General features: G+C 61.0%; 18 protein-coding genes, 4 tRNA genes and 1 pseudogene. 18 read left to right on the top strand and 5 right to left on the bottom strand.

All coding sequences use genetic code 11. The annotated features are described in order from the left end of the window. Positions 1 to 135: 135 nt before the first annotated feature. Entirely contained in the window at positions 136 to 990 is an 855-nt protein-coding gene (gene folD / locus K4A76_RS14875) for a bifunctional methylenetetrahydrofolate dehydrogenase/methenyltetrahydrofolate cyclohydrolase FolD (RefSeq protein WP_009682641.1), read from the bottom strand. A gap of 270 nt (positions 991 to 1,260) precedes the next feature. On the opposite strand from folD, the gene K4A76_RS14870 reads away from it, so the two are divergent. From K4A76_RS14870 to K4A76_RS14820, 11 genes are all read left to right on the top strand, one after another. Next, positions 1,261 to 1,337: transfer RNA gene (locus K4A76_RS14870), tRNA-Arg, on the top strand. Between the two features lie 41 nt (positions 1,338 to 1,378). Further along, positions 1,379 to 1,454 (top strand) — tRNA-His (locus K4A76_RS14865). 51 nt (positions 1,455 to 1,505) lie between these two features. Further along, positions 1,506 to 1,590: transfer RNA gene (locus K4A76_RS14860), tRNA-Leu, on the top strand. 36 nt (positions 1,591 to 1,626) lie between these two features. Continuing rightward, positions 1,627 to 1,702: transfer RNA gene (locus tag K4A76_RS14855), tRNA-His, on the top strand. Between the two features lie 196 nt (positions 1,703 to 1,898). Beyond that, positions 1,899 to 2,198 (top strand): DUF6388 family protein, encoded by a 300-nt coding sequence (locus tag K4A76_RS14850; RefSeq protein WP_274410588.1) that lies wholly within the window; start codon positions 1,899 to 1,901, stop codon positions 2,196 to 2,198. Between the two features lie 246 nt (positions 2,199 to 2,444). Next, positions 2,445 to 3,758 carry a trigger factor gene (gene tig / locus K4A76_RS14845; protein WP_029884960.1) on the top strand — a complete coding sequence of 438 codons (1,314 nt, stop codon included), beginning with the start codon at positions 2,445 to 2,447 and terminating at the stop codon, positions 3,756 to 3,758. Positions 3,759 to 3,850: 92 nt separating this feature from the next. Then, positions 3,851 to 4,492: an ATP-dependent Clp endopeptidase proteolytic subunit ClpP gene (gene clpP, locus K4A76_RS14840; RefSeq protein ID WP_009683825.1), complete on the top strand. Its 642-nt coding sequence runs from the start codon at positions 3,851 to 3,853 to the stop codon at positions 4,490 to 4,492. 108 nt (positions 4,493 to 4,600) lie between these two features. Beyond that, positions 4,601 to 5,884: an ATP-dependent Clp protease ATP-binding subunit ClpX gene (clpX, locus tag K4A76_RS14835; RefSeq protein ID WP_054911999.1), complete on the top strand. Its 1,284-nt coding sequence runs from the start codon at positions 4,601 to 4,603 to the stop codon at positions 5,882 to 5,884. 163 nt (positions 5,885 to 6,047) lie between these two features. Beyond that, positions 6,048 to 8,444 carry an endopeptidase La gene (lon, locus tag K4A76_RS14830; RefSeq protein WP_009683827.1) on the top strand — a complete coding sequence of 799 codons (2,397 nt, stop codon included), beginning with the start codon at positions 6,048 to 6,050 and terminating at the stop codon, positions 8,442 to 8,444. Between the two features lie 152 nt (positions 8,445 to 8,596). Continuing rightward, positions 8,597 to 8,869 carry a nucleoid-associated protein HU-beta gene (gene hupB / locus K4A76_RS14825; RefSeq protein WP_009683828.1) on the top strand — a complete coding sequence of 91 codons (273 nt, stop codon included), beginning with the start codon at positions 8,597 to 8,599 and terminating at the stop codon, positions 8,867 to 8,869. Positions 8,870 to 9,049: 180 nt separating this feature from the next. After that, the gene (locus tag K4A76_RS14820) at positions 9,050 to 10,921 is read left to right on the top strand and encodes a SurA N-terminal domain-containing protein (protein WP_274410587.1); all 1,872 of its coding nucleotides are present in this window, start codon (positions 9,050 to 9,052) and stop codon (positions 10,919 to 10,921) included. 66 nt (positions 10,922 to 10,987) lie between these two features. On the opposite strand, the gene K4A76_RS14815 is transcribed toward K4A76_RS14820, so the two are convergent. Continuing rightward, positions 10,988 to 12,028 carry a patatin-like phospholipase family protein gene (locus K4A76_RS14815; RefSeq protein ID WP_054905356.1) on the bottom strand — a complete coding sequence of 347 codons (1,041 nt, stop codon included), beginning with the start codon at positions 12,026 to 12,028 and terminating at the stop codon, positions 10,988 to 10,990. A 178-nt stretch (positions 12,029 to 12,206) separates the two neighbouring features. On the opposite strand from K4A76_RS14815, the gene K4A76_RS14810 reads away from it, so the two are divergent. The 3 genes from K4A76_RS14810 to K4A76_RS14800 all read left to right on the top strand — a co-directional run bounded on the left by K4A76_RS14810 (position 12,207) and on the right by K4A76_RS14800 (position 14,154). Beyond that, the gene (locus tag K4A76_RS14810; RefSeq protein ID WP_003259403.1) at positions 12,207 to 12,485 is read left to right on the top strand and encodes a hypothetical protein; all 279 of its coding nucleotides are present in this window, start codon (positions 12,207 to 12,209) and stop codon (positions 12,483 to 12,485) included. A 14-nt stretch (positions 12,486 to 12,499) separates the two neighbouring features. Beyond that, positions 12,500 to 13,279 carry a CHAD domain-containing protein gene (locus K4A76_RS14805; protein WP_054912001.1) on the top strand — a complete coding sequence of 260 codons (780 nt, stop codon included), beginning with the start codon at positions 12,500 to 12,502 and terminating at the stop codon, positions 13,277 to 13,279. Positions 13,280 to 13,356: 77 nt separating this feature from the next. Further along, the gene (locus K4A76_RS14800) at positions 13,357 to 14,154 is read left to right on the top strand and encodes an acyl-CoA thioesterase (RefSeq protein ID WP_274410586.1); all 798 of its coding nucleotides are present in this window, start codon (positions 13,357 to 13,359) and stop codon (positions 14,152 to 14,154) included. A 23-nt stretch (positions 14,155 to 14,177) separates the two neighbouring features. On the opposite strand, the gene K4A76_RS14795 is transcribed toward K4A76_RS14800, so the two are convergent. The 3 genes from K4A76_RS14795 to K4A76_RS14785 all read right to left on the bottom strand — a co-directional run bounded on the left by K4A76_RS14795 (position 14,178) and on the right by K4A76_RS14785 (position 17,031). Next, positions 14,178 to 14,546 (bottom strand): Mpo1-like protein, encoded by a 369-nt coding sequence (locus K4A76_RS14795; RefSeq protein WP_009683834.1) that lies wholly within the window; start codon positions 14,544 to 14,546, stop codon positions 14,178 to 14,180. A 74-nt stretch (positions 14,547 to 14,620) separates the two neighbouring features. Next, a complete protein-coding gene (locus K4A76_RS14790; RefSeq protein ID WP_274410585.1) occupies positions 14,621 to 16,099 on the bottom strand; it encodes a methyl-accepting chemotaxis protein in 1,479 nt (492 codons plus the stop codon). 137 nt (positions 16,100 to 16,236) lie between these two features. Further along, entirely contained in the window at positions 16,237 to 17,031 is a 795-nt protein-coding gene (locus tag K4A76_RS14785; RefSeq protein ID WP_274410584.1) for a TatD family hydrolase, read from the bottom strand. Between the two features lie 153 nt (positions 17,032 to 17,184). Between K4A76_RS14785 and K4A76_RS14780 the strand changes: the two genes are divergently transcribed. The 4 genes and pseudogenes from K4A76_RS14780 to greB form a co-directional block, all read left to right on the top strand. Continuing rightward, positions 17,185 to 18,588, top strand: coding sequence for a transglycosylase SLT domain-containing protein (locus K4A76_RS14780; RefSeq protein ID WP_274410583.1), 1,404 nt, complete (start codon positions 17,185 to 17,187; stop codon positions 18,586 to 18,588). Positions 18,589 to 18,700: 112 nt separating this feature from the next. After that, positions 18,701 to 19,138 carry a DoxX family protein gene (locus K4A76_RS14775; protein ID WP_173890057.1) on the top strand — a complete coding sequence of 146 codons (438 nt, stop codon included), beginning with the start codon at positions 18,701 to 18,703 and terminating at the stop codon, positions 19,136 to 19,138. A gap of 248 nt (positions 19,139 to 19,386) precedes the next feature. Then, the gene (locus K4A76_RS14770; RefSeq protein ID WP_009683839.1) at positions 19,387 to 19,695 is read left to right on the top strand and encodes a hypothetical protein; all 309 of its coding nucleotides are present in this window, start codon (positions 19,387 to 19,389) and stop codon (positions 19,693 to 19,695) included. 10 nt (positions 19,696 to 19,705) lie between these two features. Beyond that, positions 19,706 to 19,849, top strand: a pseudogene (gene greB, locus K4A76_RS14765) (transcription elongation factor GreB); the annotation flags it as partial. Positions 19,850 to 20,057: the final 208 nt, after the last annotated feature.

Here is a 20,057-nt window from a genome sequence, read left to right as displayed (position 1 = left end):
ATACGGCCAGTGCAAACTACCTGCCAATCCCGCCTTGCGTTCGCCATTTCTTGTGGTGCATCAAGCCCGAGCCCTCGAAACCGGGCAAAAAAAAACGGCACCTGCCAGAGGTGCCGTTTTCGCTATGTGCCAGCTTTACTTGTGCAGCTCTTGCGCTGCGTACAGCGTGTTCTCCAGCAGGCACGCCCGGGTCATTGGCCCAACCCCGCCCGGTACTGGGGTAATCCAGCCGGCGCGGGGCAGTGCGGTCTCGTAGACCACATCGCCGACCAGCTTGCCATCTGCCTGGCGGTTGATGCCCACGTCGATCACGATGGCGCCTTCCTTGATCCACTCACCTTTGACCAGGCCCGGCTTGCCTGCGGCCACCACCACCAGATCGGCGCGGCCGACATGGCCGGCCAAGTCCTTGGTAAAGCGGTGGCATACAGTCACGGTGCAGCCGGCCAGCAGCAGCTCCATGGCCATTGGGCGGCCAACGATATTGGAAGCGCCGACGATGACGGCGTTCATGCCGTACAGATCCTGGCCGGTGCTTTCCAGCAGGGTCATGATGCCTTTTGGTGTGCACGGGCGCAGCAGCGGAATACGCTGGGCCAGACGGCCGATGTTGTACGGGTGGAAGCCGTCCACGTCCTTGTCAGGGCGAATGCGCTCGAGCAGCAGCGACGCCTCCAGGTGCGCCGGTAGCGGCAACTGCAGCAGAATACCGTCGACGGCCGGGTCGTCGTTAAGACGGTCGATCAGCTCGGTCAGGGCTTCTTGCGTGGTCTCGGCGGGCAGGTCGAAAGCCTGCGAAATGAAGCCGACCTCTTCGCAGTCCTTGCGCTTGTGCGAGACATAGACTTGGGAGGCGGGGTCGGTGCCGACCAGGATCACCGCCAGGCCCGGCGTACGCAGGCCTTGCTGGCGACGCTCCACGACACGTTGAGCGATCTGCTGGCGCAGGCTGGCGGCGATTGCCTTGCCATCGATTAGGTGTGCAGTCATAGACGCGTGATTAACCATCGAGAAGGAAACAATAAAGAGCGCGCATTCTCGCACGACATGGGCGAAGGGCAAAGGCGGGTGGTCGGGCAAATCCCCTAAGCCCTTAAATAATTTAAATTTTTTTGAAAAAGGTGTTGACGACTTTCGGGGTCGCCTATAAGATTCGCCGCACTTGTCGGGCACAGCCTAGCACTGGTTGGCTAAGTCGGGCAGAATGGGTTGTTTGGCAGTTAGCTGTTAAATACTTGTTCGGTTAGGCTTGAAGCTTAAGCGCCCGTAGCTCAGCTGGATAGAGCATCCGCCTTCTAAGCGGATGGTCGCAGGTTCGAGTCCTGCCGGGTGCGCCATTAGGCAGCTTTGGCAAGCAAGTTGGCTGTAATGCAATATGGTGGGCGTAGCTCAGTTGGTAGAGCGCTGGATTGTGATTCCAGTTGTCGTGGGTTCGATTCCCATCGTCCACCCCATATTTTCGAAGGCGCCTCGATAGCATCTGGCGCCTTTGTTTTAAGCGTTACGCGGACGTGGTGAAATTGGTAGACACACTGGATTTAGGTTCCAGCGGCGCAAGCTGTAAGAGTTCGAGTCTCTTCGTCCGCACCATGTTTTTGTAAGGTTGTACCGTAACACCGCACTATGGTGGGCGTAGCTCAGTTGGTAGAGCGCTGGATTGTGATTCCAGTTGTCGTGGGTTCGATTCCCATCGTCCACCCCATATTTTAAAGAGGCGCCTTGGTCGTGAGATCAGGCGCCTTTTTTGTTTTCATTGCTCCGTCATGCGGGCACTGCACAGTTCAGCACAAAATCTTCGTGATTCCCCCCTTGCAATGCTCTGGTGGCAGCCCAATAAAAGCTGTTAGATTTCAGCCGGTTGAAGCGCCGGCCCCGTTGGCCGGCAGAGGAACAGCCCGATGATTGCAAAAGAAGCCCGTCAGGCCTTGGCGCTGCAGCGCTTTGCCGAAGCCAACCCGCAGCTGCTCGAGGAAATTCGCGAGCTGGATGCGCGCGAGCAGGCCCAGCAGATCGAGTGGGCGTTTGAAGATGTGGCCCAGGAGCAGGGGCTGCAGCCCTGGGAGCTGGCGCTGCAACTGATCGCCGAAAGCCCGGAACAGTTGCACGCCATGCGCCTTGAAACGCACCGCGAGGTCGCCGAGGCGCTGGGCCTGGAGTGGGAAGAATACTGCCAGTTCAACGAGATCGACCCTGAATAAAGGGAGCGAATCGCCCCTGGCAGTTGTTTGACAAGTTATTACGGCTGCACTGCGCCATGGGCAGGGTGCCGCTCTTGATGAAGGAGGCCCGGCGGCACGCCGTGCGGGCCTTGAAAGCTAATCGACCGGCGTGGTTTCCCGTCGTCCCGTGTGGGGTGACTTCTGCCGCGCGACTCACTAGAATGCTTGCCCTTGATTCTGGAGTCGGGCTAACGCCGGCTAACGTCTGTGCAACGAGGAATATCCATGCAAGTTTCTGTTGAAAACACTTCCGCTCTCGAGCGCCGCATGACCATCGCCGTTCCGGCCGAGCGCGTCGAGAACGAAGTCAACAAGCGTCTGCAACAGACTGCCAAGCGCGCCAAGGTTGCCGGCTTCCGCCCAGGCAAGGTGCCAATGAGCGTGATTCGTCAGCGCTTCGAAGCCGATGCACGCCAGGAGGCGTTCGGTGATCTGGTCCAGGCTTCCTTCTATGAGGCCATCGTTGAGCAGAAGCTGAACCCTGCAGGTGCCCCGTCCGTTGAACCCAAGTCGTTCGAAAAAGGCAAGGACCTGGAGTTCGTCGCCATCTTCGAAGTGTTCCCGGAGTTCACCGTTTCCGGCCTGGAGTCGATCAACGTCGAGCGCCTGAGCGCCGAAGTGGCCGACGCCGACCTGGACAACATGCTGGAAGTGCTGCGCAAGCAGAACACTCGCTTCGAAGCTGTCGAGCGCGCCGCGCAGAACGACGATCAGGTCAACATCGATTTCGTTGGCAAGGTCGACGGTGAAGCGTTCGCCGGCGGCTCTGCCAAAGGCACCCAGCTGGTACTGGGTTCCGGCCGCATGATCCCGGGCTTCGAAGACGGTCTGGTGGGCGCCAAGGCTGGCGAAGAGCGCGTTGTCAACGTGACCTTCCCAGAGGACTACCAGAACCTGGACCTGGCCGGCAAAGCCGCCGAGTTCACCATCACCGTCAACAGCGTTTCGGCCCCTGTGCTGCCTGAGCTGAACGAAGAGTTCTTCGCCCAGTTCGGTATCAAGGAATCGACCCTGGAAGGCTTCCGCGCCGAAGTTCGCAAGAACATGGAGCGTGAGCTGCGCCAGGCAATCAAGACCAAGGTGAAGAACCAGGTCATGGACGGTCTGCTGGCCGCCAACCCGATCGAAGCGCCGAAGGCCCTGCTGGAAAACGAAGTCAACCGTCTGCGCGTCCAGGCTGTTCAGCAGTTCGGTGGCAACATCAAGCCTGACCAACTGCCTGCCGAGCTGTTCGAAGAACAAGCCAAGCGCCGCGTAGTGCTGGGCCTGATCGTCGCCGAAGTGGTCAAGCAGTTCGAGCTCAAGCCGGACGATGCCAAGGTTCGCGAGATGATCGAAGAAATGGCTTCGGCTTACCAGGAGCCTGAGCAGGTCATCGCTTGGTACTACAAGAACGACCAGCAAATGAACGAAGTGCGTTCGGTTGTGCTGGAAGAGCAAGTTGTAGATACTGTTCTGCAGAAAGCTACTGTGACCGACAAGTCGGTCTCGTACGAAGATGCCGTAAAACCAGCCCAGGCACCTGCCGAAGCTGAGTAATACGTTTTCTCTCGTAGGAAAACCCCACAAGCCAGCCTTCGAGCTGGCTTGTGCGTTATCAAGCCATGACTATTTGGGAGTGAGCGCAGGACATGTCCCGCAATTCTTATATTCAGCAGAGCTCTGACATCCAGGCCGCAGGCGGCCTGGTCCCGATGGTTATCGAGCAGTCCGCCCGTGGCGAGCGTGCGTACGACATCTATTCGCGCCTGTTGAAGGAGCGAGTGATTTTCCTGGTTGGCCCGGTTGAAGACTACATGGCCAACCTGGTCGTAGCGCAGATGCTGTTCCTCGAAGCGGAAAACCCGGACAAGGATATCCATCTCTACATCAACTCCCCGGGCGGCTCCGTCACCGCGGGCATGTCGATCTACGACACCATGCAGTTCATCAAGCCGGACGTCTCGACCATCTGCATCGGCCAGGCCTGCAGCATGGGCGCCTTCCTGCTGGCCGCAGGTGCCAAGGGCAAGCGTCACTGCCTGCCGAACTCGCGCGTGATGATTCACCAGCCGCTGGGCGGCTTCCAGGGCCAGGCGACCGATATCGAGATCCATGCCCAGGAAATCCTCAATATCAAGGCGCGCCTGAACGAGTTGCTGGCCTACCACACCGGCCAGGATCTGGAGACCATCAAGCGTGACACCGAACGCGACAACTTCATGAGCGCCTCGCGCGCAGCCGAGTATGGCCTGATCGACTCGGTCTACGACAAGCGGCAACTGGCCTCCTGAACCGGGGGGTCAGAGCAGGTGGGTGCCCAAAGCGCCTACCTGCGGACTTGAAAAAGCCCGCAATTGCCTTCATCTTGTGTTGCAAGCCTACCGGATTGGATCGATCGAATGACTGACACCCGTAACGGCGAGGACAGCGGCAAATTGCTCTATTGCTCCTTCTGCGGCAAAAGCCAGCACGAAGTGCGCAAATTGATTGCCGGGCCCTCGGTATTTATCTGCGACGAGTGCGTCGACCTGTGCAATGACATCATCCGTGAGGAGGTGCAGGAAGCCCAGGCCGAGAGCAGCGCGCACAAATTGCCTTCGCCGAAAGAAATCAGCGGCATCCTGGACCAGTACGTCATTGGTCAGGAGCGCGCGAAAAAGGTGCTGGCTGTAGCGGTGTACAACCACTACAAGCGCCTTAACCAGCGTGACAAGAAGGGTGACGAAGTCGAACTGGGCAAGAGCAACATCCTGCTCATCGGGCCTACTGGCTCGGGCAAGACCCTGCTCGCCGAAACTCTGGCACGCCTGTTGAACGTACCGTTCACCATTGCCGACGCCACCACCCTGACCGAGGCCGGTTATGTGGGTGAAGACGTCGAAAACATCATTCAGAAGCTGTTGCAGAAGTGCGACTACGACGTGGAAAAGGCCCAGATGGGCATTGTCTACATCGACGAAATCGACAAGATTTCGCGCAAGTCGGACAACCCGTCCATCACCCGTGACGTCTCGGGCGAGGGCGTGCAGCAGGCGCTGTTGAAGCTGATCGAAGGCACCGTGGCTTCGGTACCGCCGCAAGGGGGGCGCAAGCACCCGCAACAGGAGTTCCTGCAGGTTGACACCCGCAACATCCTGTTCATCTGCGGTGGCGCGTTCTCGGGCCTTGAAAAGGTCATCCAGAACCGTTCCACCAAAGGTGGCATTGGTTTCGGCGCTGAAGTGCGTAGCAAGGAAGAGGGCAAGAAGGTTGGCGAGTCCCTGCGTGAGGTCGAGCCGGACGATCTGGTCAAGTTTGGCCTGATTCCGGAGTTCGTCGGCCGCCTGCCGGTTCTGGCTACCCTGGACGAGCTGGACGAGGCTGCATTGGTGCAGATCCTCACCGAGCCGAAGAACGCCCTCACCAAGCAGTATGCCAAGCTGTTCGAGATGGAAAGCGTCGACCTGGAGTTCCGCAGCGATGCGCTCAAGGCCGTGGCACGCAGGGCTTTGGAGCGCAAAACCGGCGCCCGTGGCCTGCGTTCTATTCTCGAAGGTGTGCTGCTCGACACCATGTACGAGATTCCTTCGCAGAAGGATGTCAGCAAGGTGGTGATCGACGAGAGCGTCATCGACGGCACTTCGCAGCCGCTGATGATCTACGAGAACAGTGAGCCGCAAGCCAAGGCTGCGCCAGACGCCTGATACAGGCAAAGGCCAGTTTGTGGTTGCAAGCATGAAGGGGCCTACGGGCCCCTTCATGCTTTTCCTGTGCTAATGCTTGTAATTTCCCAAGCCTGCCCCCACATTAGGTCCAAGCATCATTTCCACCGGTTTCCGGCCACAAGGCCGCTGTAGAGGCGAAATCATGAAGACCACCCTCGACTTGCCTCTTTTGCCATTGCGCGATGTCGTTGTATACCCGCACATGGTTATCCCGCTGTTTGTGGGGCGTGAAAAGTCCATCGAAGCCCTTGAGGCTGCGATGACGGGCGAAAAGCAGATCCTCCTGCTGGCCCAGAAAAACCCAGCCGATGATGACCCTGGCGAAGACGCCTTGTACCGTGTCGGTACTGTTGCCACCGTGCTGCAACTGTTGAAGCTGCCTGATGGCACCGTCAAGGTTCTGGTCGAAGGCGAACAGCGTGGCGCCGTCGAGCGCTTCACCGAAGTGGAAGGGCACATCCGTGCCGAAGTTTCGCTGATCGACGAAACCGACTCCGCCGAGCGCGAGTCGGAAGTTTTCGTGCGCACGCTGCTGTCGCAGTTCGAGCAGTATGTGCAACTGGGTAAAAAAGTCCCTGCCGAAGTGCTGTCGTCGCTCAACAGCATCGAAGAGCCAGGGCGGCTGGTCGATACCATGGCTGCGCACATGGCCCTGAAGATCGAGCAGAAGCAGGAAATCCTCGAAATTGTCGACCTCACCGCCCGCGTGGAGCACGTGCTGGCGCTGCTGGATGCTGAAATCGATCTGTTGCAGGTGGAAAAGCGCATTCGCGGTCGGGTCAAGAAGCAGATGGAGCGCAGCCAGCGCGAGTACTACCTGAATGAGCAGATGAAGGCCATTCAGAAAGAGCTCGGCGATGGTGACGAAGGCCACAACGAAGTCGAAGAGCTGAAAAAGCGCATCGAAGCTGCCGGCCTGCCCAAGGATGCCTTGACCAAGGCCCAGGCTGAGCTCAACAAGCTCAAGCAGATGTCGCCCATGTCAGCCGAAGCCACCGTGGTGCGCTCGTACCTCGACTGGCTGGTGCAGGTGCCGTGGAAGGCCCAGAGCAAAGTCCGCCTGGACCTGGCCAAGGCCGAGGAAATCCTTGATGCCGACCATTATGGCCTGGAAGAGGTCAAGGAGCGCATCCTCGAGTACCTCGCCGTACAGAAACGGGTGAAGAAAATCCGTGGTCCTGTGCTGTGCCTGGTAGGCCCACCCGGCGTCGGCAAGACTTCGCTCGCCGAATCGATCGCCACCGCCACCAACCGCAAGTTCGTGCGCATGGCACTGGGCGGGGTGCGTGACGAAGCCGAGATCCGTGGTCACCGTCGTACCTACATCGGCTCGATGCCGGGCCGCCTGATCCAGAAGATGACCAAGGTGGGTGTACGCAACCCGCTGTTCCTGCTCGATGAAATCGACAAGATGGGCAGCGACATGCGTGGCGACCCTGCCTCGGCGTTGCTCGAAGTGCTCGACCCGGAGCAGAACCACAACTTCAATGACCACTACCTGGAGGTCGACTACGACCTCTCGGACGTCATGTTCCTGTGCACCTCGAACTCGATGAACATTCCACCGGCGCTGCTGGATCGCATGGAAATCATCCGCCTGCCGGGGTACACCGAGGACGAGAAGATCAACATCGCCATCAAGTACCTGGTGCCCAAGCAGGTCAAGGCCAACGGCTTGAAGAAAGACGAGTTGGAGGTCGATGTCTCGGCGATTCGCGACATCATCCGCTTCTACACCCGTGAGGCCGGTGTGCGTGGCCTGGAGCGGCAGATCGCCAAGGTTTGCCGTAAAGTGGTCAAGGAACATACCGGGCAGAAGCAGGTCAAGGTCAAGGTGGCCAGCGAGCAGCTGGAGCACCTGCTGGGCGTGCGCAAGTTCCGCTACGGCCTGGCCGAGCAGCAAGACCAGATCGGCCAGGTTACCGGCCTGGCCTGGACCCAGGTGGGCGGCGAGTTGCTGACCATCGAAGCCGTGGTTATCCCGGGCAAGGGCCAACTGATCAAGACGGGCTCGCTGGGCGATGTCATGGTCGAATCGATCACTGCCGCGCAAACCGTGGTGCGCAGCCGCGCCCACAGCCTGGGTATAGCCGCCGGCTTCCACGAGAAGCACGACGTGCACATCCACATGCCCGAAGGGGCCACACCGAAAGACGGCCCGAGTGCCGGTATCGGCATGTGCACGGCGTTGGTCTCGGCCCTTACGCAGATTCCGGTGCGCGCTGATGTCGCCATGACGGGTGAAATCACCTTGCGCGGCCAGGTGCTGGCAATTGGCGGGTTGAAGGAAAAACTGCTGGCAGCACACCGGGGCGGTATCAAGACGGTCATCATTCCGGAGGAGAACGTTCGCGATCTGAAGGAAATTCCGGAAAATATCAAACAGGATCTGCAGATCAAACCCGTCAAATGGATTGACGAAGTCCTGCAAATTGCGCTGCAATACGCTCCGGAGCCCTTGCCAGATGTGGCTCCCGAGATCGTCGCGAAAGAAGAGAAGCGCGACAGCGATGCCAAGGAAAGAATCAGCACGCATTAGTGGTTTTGGTCTGGGAGGCTTTCCTTGACAGTTTTTTCGAGGCCTTGCTATAAAGCGGCTCGTTATTGTCAACAAGCCTCCCAACGTACGTTTCGTAAGCTTTCCATTACATACTTAGAAACAAACTCAATAGAGAAATAAGGGGACTTAGAGTGAACAAGTCGGAACTGATTGACGCTATCGCCGTATCGGCTGACATTTCCAAAGCTGCTGCAGGTAAGGCTCTGGACGCTGTGATCGACTCCGTAACCGGTGCCCTGAAAGCAGGCGACGACGTCGTTCTGGTTGGCTTCGGAACCTTCACGGTCAAAGAGCGCGCCGAGCGCACTGGCCGTAACCCACAAACCGGCAAGGCGATCAAGATTGCAGCCGCCAAGGTTCCAGGTTTCAAGGCAGGCAAAGGCCTGAAAGACGCCGTCAACTAAGTCGTCTTCAGCCGGACCCGGCCAGGCCTGGTCCGAGCACGCTGATGGCGGGGCGCAAACGTTCCCGCCTGACACGTTTGCTAAGCAAAGGCGCATCCTCGGATGCGCCTTTCTTTTATCAGGATTCTACCCACGCTCCGCGGTTGTCGACGCAGTGGTACAGCCGTTTCTGGGGGACGCATGCTGCAAAATATCAGGGACAATTCACAAGGTTGGATTGCCAAGTCCATCATCGGCCTAATCGTCGTATTGATGGCGTTGACCGGTTTCGAAGCCATTTTTCAGGCCGCCACACATAGCCAGGACGCCGCCAAGGTAAACGGCCAGACCATCAGCCAGAACGAGCTGAGCCAGGCGGCCGACATGCAGCGCCGCCAGCTGATGCAACAGTTGGGCAAGGACTTCGACCCAGCGCTGCTGGATGAAAAACTGCTGCGTGAAGAGGCCCTCAAGGGCCTGATCAGCCGCAAGCTTTTGCTGCAGGGGGCTGAAGACGCCAAGTTCGCCTTCTCCGATGCCGCGCTGGATCAGGTGATCCTGCAAACGCCGGAGTTCCAGGTCGACGGTAAATTCAGCGCCGACCGCTTCGACCAGGTCATTCGCCAGATGGGTTATGGCCGCATGCAGTTCCGCGACATGCTGGCCGAGGAAATGCTCATCGGCCAGTTGCGCACCGGCCTGGCCGGCAGCAGCTTCGTCACCGACCAGCAAGTCGATGCCTTCGCCCGCCTCGAGAAGCAGACCCGCGACTTCGCCTCCCTGACCTTCAAGGCCGACCCGGCCGCGGTCAAGGTCAGCGACGCCGAGGTCAAGGCGCACTACGACCAGCACGCCAAGGAGTTCATGTCGCCTGACCAGGTGGTGATCGACTACATCGAGCTGAAAAAGTCTGCCTACTTCGACCAGGTCAAGGTGACCGACGAAGAGCTCAAGGCCCAGTACGAGAAAGAAATCGCCAACCTCGCCGAGCAACGCCACGCGGCGCACATCCTGATCGAAGTGAACGACAAGGTCAGCGACGCACAGGCCAAGGCCCGTGCTGAAGAGATTGAGCAGCGCCTGGCCAAGGGTGAGAACTTTGCCACCCTGGCCAAGGAGTTCTCCCAGGACCCGGGTTCGGCCGGCAACGGTGGTGACCTTGGTTTCGCCGGCCCGGGTGTGTATGACCCGGCCTTTGAAGAGGCGCTGTACAAGCTGCAGGATGGCCAGGTATCGGCGCCGGTGCGTACCCAGTTTGGTTACCACCTGATCAAGCTGTTGGGTGTACAGGCGCCAGAAGTGCCGAGCTTCGCCAGCCTGAAGGACAAGCTTACCCGTGACCTGAAGACCCCGCTGGTCGAGCAGCGTTACGTGGATGCCAGCAAGCAGTTGCAGGATGCTGCCTATGAGGCTTCCGACCTGGCCCAGCCGGCCCAGGACCTGAACCTCAAGGTCCACACCTCTGCACCATTCGGTCGCGAAGGCGGCGAAGGCATTACTGCCAACCGTTCGGTGGTGCAGGCTGCGTTTTCCGAAGAAGTACTCGACGAGGGGGCCAACAGTACCGCCATCGAGCTCGACCCGGAAACCACCGTGGTATTGCGCGTCAAGGAGCACCGCAAGCCTGAGCAACTGCCGCTGGAGGCAGTGGCCCAGAATATCCGCCAGCACCTGGCCAAGGAGAAGGCCACGGCCGAACTCAAGGCCAAGGCGGACAAGCTGATCGCCGGCCTGCGCGACGGTTCCATTGCTGCTGGCAGTGTGCATGAGGGCCAGGGCTGGAAAACCCACGAAGCCGTGACCCGCGGTGAGGAAGGCATCGATCCTGAGGAGCTGCAGGCGCTGTTCCGCCTGGCGAAACCGCAAGCCAAGGACAAGCCGGTGTATGGCAGCGTCGTGCTGCGTGACGGTAGCCTGGTGGTGCTGCAGCTCAAGGGCGTCAACGAAGGCACTACCGCCACCGACGAAGAGAAGCAGCAGATTCGCCGCTACCTCGCCTCGCGTGCCGGCCAGCAAGACTTCGCGGGCTACCGCAAGCAGCTGGAAGCCAATGCCGACATCACCCGTTACTGACGTGATCGCTGCATGACGAACGGGCCGCCTAGTGCGGCCCGTTCTGTTTCTGCTGCCTGCTTCGGCCTAGCGCTTCACCCCTTCATGATTATCCAGCGTGTCCCGCGCGATCTCGCGCCCCAGGGCAATCAGCTCGGGCGCCTTGTAGAATTCGAAGAACCGGCATACCCGTTTCGGCACGTTGATCAGCACATCCGGCGGATAGCCGGCGATCTTGTACTGTGCCAATGAGGTCTGCATGACCTCGAAACTCTGGTTGATCAAGTCCAGCAGCGAGGCTGGGCCCACGTTGTCGATGATGAACGAACCGGTAGCCGACTTCGGCGCGCCTTCGCGCTCTGGCGCAGCCGCCGGCTGCTGTGTGCCCGGGCTGGCGGCTTCGCTTTGCCATGGGTTGGGCTGTGCCAGCCCTTCAGCGACGATTTCCTGTTCGATGCGGATCAATTCTTCGGCCGGTTTGCGCCGGAACGGCAGGTGGGCGCCCAATGAACTGAGCAAGGCATCGAAGCGCATCTTGAACGCTGCCGGGCGCTCGATCACGGGCAGCTGGTACTGCTTCTGGTTGGTGGCGTTGAGGTTGACCGCGATGATCAGGTCGCAATGGCTGGACACCACCGGCACGATCGGCAGCGGGTTCAGGATACCGCCATCAACCAGCATGCGGTTGCCCTGCATTACCGGTGTAAACAGGCTGGGGATGGCCGCCGAGGCGCGCATGGCCTGGTGCAGGCAGCCCTCCTGAAACCATATCTCCTGCTGGTTGGTCAGGTCGGCGGCAACCGCCGTGTAGGGGATGCGCAGTTGCTCGATATTGATCTCGCCGACGATCTTGCGGATCTGCCCGAATACCTTGTCACCGCGAATGGCGCCCAGGCGAAAGCTGACATCCACCAGGCGCAGCACATCCAGATAATCAAGGCTCTCGATCCAGTTGCGGTACTCGTCCAGCTTGCCGGCGGCATAGATGCCACCGATGACTGCACCCATGGAGCAGCCAGCGATGCAGGCGATATCGTAACCCCGGCGCTCGATTTCCTCGATCACGCCTATGTGCGCATACCCTCGGGCCCCGCCCGAACCCAGTACCAGTGCCACGCGTTTACTCATCAACTTTCCCCGGCCAGTGCCATCATGCCTCTACAATGCACCCATCGTTGCCTCTGCTTCAATGTAGATTGTGTGCAGCTACTGTAGTAAAACCGCTTTGGCAAAGCCGGCCGGGCAGGGCACTTTTGAACTGCCGGGGCGTCGAAATGCCACCGTTTTTTTCCTTGAGGTATCACCGATGAAAGCCTGGATCTGCCTTCCCCTGATTGCTCTGGCCCTTGCCGGCTGCGCAGGCAAGACGGCCTACCGAGAAAGTTGTGCGACCCAGCTGGATGCCGCCTGGAAGGAGCTTGACCTGGCCAAGGCCGAAGGCTTTGCCGGTGCCGTGAGTTATTCCAAGGCTTTGTCGTTGCTCACCGGTGCTAAAACCCAGCAGCAGTTCGAAGGTTATGAAAGCTGCACGCGCAAAGCCGAGAAGGCGCGCTTCTACATTCGTGAGTCCCGCGCCGGGCGTTGATCGAGGAGCGTCCCATGTCTGCCATGCTCGACGCTGTCGTTGCCCAGATACTGGCCTTGCAGGTTCGCCTGCTGGCGTGTCGCGAACGCCTGGCTGCCGATACCGACAGCGAGGCCCTGCATGACCTGCGTATTGCCGTACGGCGGCTGCGCAGCCTGCTGCGGCCCCTGAGGGGGCTGCCAGGGGTGGAGCAGCTGGAGGCCGCTGCAAGCGCGCTGGGGGCCCTGACCACGCCCTTGCGTGACCAGGAAGTATTGGCAGCGCAACTGATCGCTAGCGGTTACACCGAAGCTGGGCAACGCCGCATGCAAGGCCGCGGCAGTGCATACGCCAGCGTTGCCCGCAGCCAGCAGCTGGCCCGGGTGCTGGCGATTGCAGATGCCTTTCCACTGTTCCTGCGCGCAGCGGGCCGCGAAGGCCTGGCCAAGGCATTGGGCAAACGCGTCGACAAGCGCTTGGTCAAGCAGTGGCACAAACTGCACCACGCCTTGCAGGACCCCAACCACGACCGTCACCGGCTACGTTTGTTGATCAAGCGTGCGCGCTATGGCGACGAGGCCTACCCGCAATTCCAGCATGCCAGCCAGAAACTGCAGCGTCTGCTGAAAAAAGCCCAGGCCGACCTGGGCGACTGGCACGATCGCTTGCAGTGGTTGCTCCAGGCGCGTGAGCACGCCGACCTGGCACCTTGCCAAGCCGTTTGGCAGCAGCAGTTGCAGGAGGCCGAGCAAAGCGCCGATGTGACCCTGGCTGCGCTGGGCAAGGCCATTGCACGTCGCCAGCCCGGGAAATGACCGAAATGAGGGCTGTTCGTCCCGCGTTAGCTGGCTAGGATGGGCACACCCTTTTCGCCGCACGCAGGAGCCGGTCCATGAATTTCAATCAACTGCTCGACGCTGTGCGGGCCAACCCCGACGCAGTCAGCATTCCGCCGACCTGGGCGCAAGGCCGGGCGGCATTTGGCGGCCTCATGGCGGCCCTTGTGTACGAGGCGATGCGCCTCAAGCTGTGTGACAGCCGCCCAGCGCGCTCCCTGGCCATCACCTTCGTGGCCCCTGCAGCGGCAGACGTACCTATCCGCTTCGAGGTGGAGGTGCTGCGCGAGGGCAAGGCGGTCAGCACCTTGCTTGGCCGCGCGGTACAGGCGGGCCAGGTGGTGACGCTGTTGCAAGGCAGCTTCGGGGCAGGGCGGCCTTCGGTCGTGCAGGTACCGGCGTTACCGGCTACGGAAATGAAGGCGCTCGAAGAGGCGGCACCGGAGCTGCCCTATATCAAGGGGGTCACGCCGGAATTCATGCGCCATGTTGCCTTGCGCTGGGCCGTGGGCGGGCTGCCGTTCAGTGGTAATCACTCGAGGAAGATGGGCGGTTGGGTGCGCTTGCGCGATGTCGCCGACGAACGCATCAATGAGGCGCACCTGCTTGCCTTGGTCGATGCGTGGCCGCCGAGCTTGATGCCGTTCCTGAAGCAACCCGCAGCTGGCAGCACGCTGACCTGGACGATCGAGTTCATTCAGCCTGTGGTCACGGTGTCTACCCAGGACTGGTGCCGCTATTGCGTTGAAACCGAATACGCCCGGGATGGCTATGGCCATGCGGCAGCAGCACTGTGGACCGCTCAAGGTGAATTGCTGGCGCTGAGCCGGCAGACTGTCACCGTGTTCGCCTGACAGGCCGGCACAGGGCCATCGGCTCAGCGCCGGTGCTTGTGGCGCTCCCGCCATGCCTTCAGCCAGGCGCCACTGAAAACAAAACGCGGGAACGTGATGAACTGCTCCGTCAGCAGGCGCTGCACGGCATCCTGGCGGTTAGCGAACGGCTCAGGTTGCTGAGCTTCCAGGCGGTGCCCCTGGCGCTGCAGGCCCAAGCCGGCAATCAAGGCAATGATACCCACCGCGATCTGGCTCAGGTCGAGCCCGAACAGGCCCGACAGTACCAGCAGCGCGCCCAGAATGAACAACGGGACGGCAATCAGGTGCAGCACCAGGTTTGTCGGGTGACGGTGGTTATGGTGGTAGCCGCGCCATTGCCAGGCGGGCAGGTTGGGCAGACGTTTACTCATGGGCATTTCCTCATCCAATGCCCAAAGCTTAGTGCTGCCCGCGCAGGGGGGCCAATCGAGGCTGGCTATGGTGGCTATAGCTTGAGCTGGCCGATGGCCTTGTTGAGCGCCCCAGCCAAGGTCGCCAGCTCGCTACTGGTGGTGGCCGAGCCCACCGTCTGTTGCACGGTCTGTTCGGTGACGTCACGAATGCTCACCACCGCGCGGTTCATTTCCTCGGCCACCTGGCTTTGTTGCTCGGCTGCCACGGCAATCTGCGTGTTGCTCTCGCGCATCTGCGCCACGGCACCGGTGATCTCGGCCAGGGCTGCACCGGCTTCCTGAGCCTGGCGCACGCAATCATCAGCCTTGTACGAACTTTCCTGCATGAACTCCACCGCATCACGGGTACCCGACTGCAAAGCCGAGACCATTGTGGTGATTTCGTCAGTGGAGGTTTGCACGCGCTTGGCCAGGTTGCGCACCTCATCGGCGACCACGGCAAACCCGCGCCCCAGGTCGCCGGCGCGTGCGGCTTCGATGGCGGCGTTTAGCGCAAGCAGGTTGGTTTGTTCGGCGATGCTGTGAATCACATTGACGACCCCGTTGATGTTCTGGCTGTCATCGGCCAACTGGCGAATCATCTCGGCGGTTTGCTGAACACCGCTGGACAGCCCGGCAATCGAATCCTGGACCCGGCTTACCACCTCTTTGCCGCTGCCGGCCAGGGTGTCGGCGGTTTGGGACAGGTCACGGGTAGCGCCGGCATGCTGGGCGATGTGGTGCACGGTTGCCGACATTTCGTTGATGGCGGTGGCCGCCTGGTCGGTCTCGCTTTGCTGGCCAAGCATGCCGCGGCGCACATCATTCATGCTGGCGGCCAGGCGCGCAGCGCCCGAGTCCAGCTGTGCGGCAGTGTGGGCGACGGTGCTGACGACGCGGTGGTAAGTGGCCTGCATGGCATTGAAGGCACCGGCCATCTGGCCGACCTCGTCACCACAGGCCAGTGGCACACGGGCTGCCAGGTCGCCGGTTTTTTCCACGTGCAGCATCACATCCTTGAGGGTATTGAGCTGGCTGAGCAGAAAACGGATGAGCAGTTGCGAGGCAGCGAGCATGGCCAGCATCAGAATCAGGACACACACCGCGTAATTGCTGAAGCGTTCGAAGAACACCTGGCACAGGCTGGGCGACGGAGCCACTACCGCCATGTACTGATTGCCGCTGTGCACGACCTGTGCGCCGCGCACCGGGTTGTCGCCCAGCACCCAGGCACTTGGCAGGTCCACCCAGCCCTGGCCGTCGCGCAGGGGCTCGAGCGGTTCACCGGCAAAGGTGGGCGTTTGCCCGGCTGACCAGCTGATCACATTGGCCTGGCGCGGTATTGGCTGCTGGCTTGGCCAGGCAGCCAGCAGCTCGGCTTGCTGCAACGCCTGTACCTGGGCCACCTCGGCGCGGGCGCGTTGCTCCAGGTGCACGGCATACACCACCAGCAGCAAGGTCGTGACAAAGGCCACCGCGTTGACGGCCCAGAATTTGTACTTCAAGGAAACATTGCTAAGCCAGGCACCCATGGGCAGGTCTTCTCTGAGTTGAGCGGAAACAATATTGGCAAGGTGCCATCATTGTGCCGGCTCGTGCCAGGGCCTTTCTTGATGTGTATCAAGAAAAAACTGCGGGGTGTTTTCCTGCCTCAACCGGCCCCGTCAGCTCAGATCTGGAAGAACGCCCGTGCCGTGGCCGTGGTGTGCGCTGCCGTGTGTTCGACCGATTCACCCCGGTGCAAGGCCACTTCATGCAGTACTTGCGGCAAGAAGGCCGGCTCATTACGGCCGTTCTTGGGTTTGGGGCGCAGGGTGCGGGGCAGCAGATAGGGGGCATCGCTTTCCAGCATCAGCCGGCCTTCGGCAATGTTGCCCACCAGCGCGTGCAGGTGCGTCCCCCGGCGCTCGTCGCAGATCCAGCCGGTGATACCGATGTGCAGGTCCATGTCGAGGTAGGCGAACAGCGCCTCACGCTCCCCAGTGAAACAATGCACGACCGCCGCGCTCAGGTGGTCGCGGTAATCCTTGAGAATGGCCAGCAAGCGCTCGCTGGCATCGCGCTCATGCAGGAACACCGGCAGGCGTAGCTCAACGGCCAGCGCCAACTGGGCTTCCAGGGCTTTTTCTTGCACGGGGCGAGGGGAGAAATCACGGTTGAAGTCCAGGCCGCATTCGCCCACAGCACGTACCCGTGCCTCGCTTAGCAGTTGGCGCAGTCGGCCTTCGCTACCGGCCTCCCATGTCTTGGCATCGTGGGGGTGCACGCCGGCAGTGGCAAACAGATGCGCGCCACTGGCGTCCAGTTGCTGGCACAGCTCCAGTGCCTGTTCGCTGACTGCCAGGCTGGTGCCGGTCAGCACCATCTGGGTCACCCCGGCTTCGATGGCGCGCTCGACGACGGCCGCCTGCTGGTCGTGGAAGCTGCTGTTGGTCAGGTTGACGCCGATATCGATCAGTTGCATGGTGGTCTCTCGTGCCGCGGAGCGGCCAGCATAGCAAAAACCGGGTTTTTCTGAACAAAACCAAGAACTTCATGCTGTGGCCGGGGTCTTTTGCCGTCATTTATCACTTGGCGTGCGACCCTGGGTGCCGCCCCCGAAGGGATCTTTTTGCGCATGCGATTCTGGCTCACTTTCCTGTTGGCGCTCGGGCTGGTCTTGTCCGGGGCGGCCCTTGCGCAAACCCAAGGGCCGCAACATAACCCTGCGCCTGCCAAGGTTCGCGACTTGCAGCAGATCCGCAGCAGCAAGGTGCTGCGGGTGCTGGTCAACCAAAGCCGCAATAGCTCGGGCGAGGTCAAGGGCGAACCGGTCGGCATCGAGTATTACCGCCTGCGGGCCCTGGAACACTTCCTCAACGCGCGCCGCGACGACGATCAACAGATCGAGCTGCAGCTCATACCGCGGGCCAAGGAGCAATTGCTCGGCGCCCTGGCGCGTGGCGAGGGCGACCTTGCTGCACCGGGCGAGCTGCTGGACCCCGGCACTGTGCGCGGTGTCAGCAGCAGCGCACCGCTACTCGATCAGGTGCCGCTGACACTGGTCGGGCGCAAAGGCGAGCGCAGCTTCAGCAAGCTCGAGCAGCTGTCGGGGCGAACCGTGGCATTGACCAGTGCCAGCGCGGCGGGCCCATTCATCCAGCAGGCCAACCAGCAATTGGCCCTGCGCAAGCGACCGCCGATCAAGGTGGAGTGGGTCGACTCGACATTGGCCGTGGAAGATGTGCTGGAGATGGTCCAGGCCGGCATCTACCACCTGACCGTGGTGGAGCAGCCTATTGCCCGGCGTTGGGCGCGGGTGATGCCGCGCCTGCGCCTGCACAGCGGTGTGCGGCTGGGGCCGCCGCAGGCCATGCGCTGGTATGTCGGGCGTGATGCGCCGCAGTTGCTCGCTGCAGTCGATCGCTTCCTCAAGGGTTACCGGGCGCCAGACAACCAGGATGCCGCGTTCGAGCGGATTTACCGCCGCCAGTATCGGGTGCACAACCCGTTGGCCAGCAAGGACCGCCGGCGTCTGGCAGCGCTGCGGGCGGTGTTGCAGAAGCATGGGCAGGCGCAACAGATCGACTGGCTGAACCTGGCGGCGCTGGCGTTCAAGGAGTCGACACTGAACCCGACCGCACGCGGCAGCGGTGGCGCCCATGGGCTGATGCAGATCACCCCGGCAGCAGCCCAGCGTGTGGGGGTGAGCAACACGGCCACGGTAGACGGCAACGTGCTGGCCAGCGCGCGCTACCTGGCGCTGATCCGCCGCACGTTTTTCGCCAGCCCCAAAATCAACGAGCGCGAGCGCATGGCGTTCGTGCTTGCTGCCTACAACCTTGGCCCCGAACGTGTTCAAGCCATGCGCGCCGAAGCTCGCCGACGCGGGCTCAATGGCAACCAATGGTTCTTCCAGACCGAGCGTATTGCCATGGAGCAGGTGGGCATGGGGCCGGTGAACTTCGTCAACAGTGTCAACAAGTACTACCTGGCATTCAACCGCGAACGTGCAGCGCTAGAGCGGGTAGCCAAGCGATAAAGTATCGAATCAATAGATAGGTGAGCTGGGTTTTTTGCGATTTCAATATCTGCGAAACTGATTAAGATGGCGTCCATCTCAACACAACTGCACCCCCCAAGGACGCTTCGCTATGAACAACACCACGCTCAATGCCCTGTTTTCCACCCGTGCCGGCGCTGGCCTGAGCATTATCCGCATACTGGTCGGCATCATCTTCATGGCGCATGGTGCGCAAAAGCTGTTCGGCATGTTTGGCGGCTATGGCCTGGAAGGCACCGGCCAGTGGATGGAAAGCATCGGCCTGGCGCCGGGTTATCTGATGGCCCTGTTGTCCGGTAGCGCCGAGTTCTTCGGCGGGTTGGCCCTGGTGCTGGGGCTGCTGGCGCGCCCGGCGGCGCTGGCACTGAGCGTGACCCTGATAGTGGCGATTTTCTCGGTGCACATTGGCAATGGCTTGTTCATGTCCAACAACGGCTACGAGTTTGCCCTGGCGCTGTTGGCCGGTACCGTTGCCGTGATGATCGAGGGCGCCGGGCGCTTCTCGCTGGACCGCCTGATCGCCCGCTGACCCGTTGCAAGCTGTGAGCGACAAGCCGCAAGCAGGGGCGGGCCTTTCCTCGGCCTGCTTCTGCTTGCGGCTTGTCGCTTGCAACTTGAAGCTCATCGCTCTAGCATACCGCCTGCGCCGATTTAAACAGCTACTTGCGGGGCGCAGGAGAGCCCCTTGTGCGGCTCGTCCGAAATACCGCTAAAGCGCTGGTTCGGTGACGCCTCCCACCGCTGCCCAGCGGGATTCGCGAGGCGGAGAGAAGCACCATGAGTTGCCCACGTACCAGTGTCTGTTTGAGCCCTCTGCCTGCACACCAGGCATCCCGCACGCCGCGCATCCTGCTCGGCGGCCAGCATCAGCCCACTCTTTTGCGTCACCTCGAAGGCCTGTCCCGGCGCAAGGGCCAGGCACGCGCATTCCTGATCCAGTTCGCCGATGACGCCTGCAATCTTGCGCAGTATGGGCAGGACCGTTTCGACCTTGCGGTCATTCAGTCGCCCGGCCCGCAGGACGCTGCCGAGGTCATCGGCCACCTCACCCGTATCGCGCGCCAGGGCCTGATCACCCGCCGCTGAGGAGCGTTTGTTGAGCACCAACATCATCACCAGCGAAGGCCATGCGGCGCTGAAGAAAGAGCTGGACCACCTGTGGCGGGTCTATCGCCCCGAGATCACCCAGAAGGTCGCCTGGGCGGCGTCGCTGGGTGACCGTAGCGAGAATGCCGACTTCTCTCAGGCACCCCAACGGAACTACTATTTCCAGCGCAGCCCTTGACCCAGTAGGTCTGTAGAAATAGTAGGCCTACTATTTCAGACCTACTCTTTCGAGTAGGAAATCTAGCTGCTTTGAGGGGTTGTCCATGCTCTGACAGCCGAATTGTTCCCGCAAGCTTGCGTGACTTCCAACCCGGCACAGGTTCAAGCCCCTCAAGAACGCC

The organism is Pseudomonas sp. NEEL19, assembly GCF_028751975.1.
Lineage (GTDB): Bacteria > Pseudomonadota > Gammaproteobacteria > Pseudomonadales > Pseudomonadaceae > Aquipseudomonas > Aquipseudomonas juntendi.
Note: the sequence above shows the minus strand (reverse complement) of the source record. Positions and strands in the feature narration are given on the sequence as shown.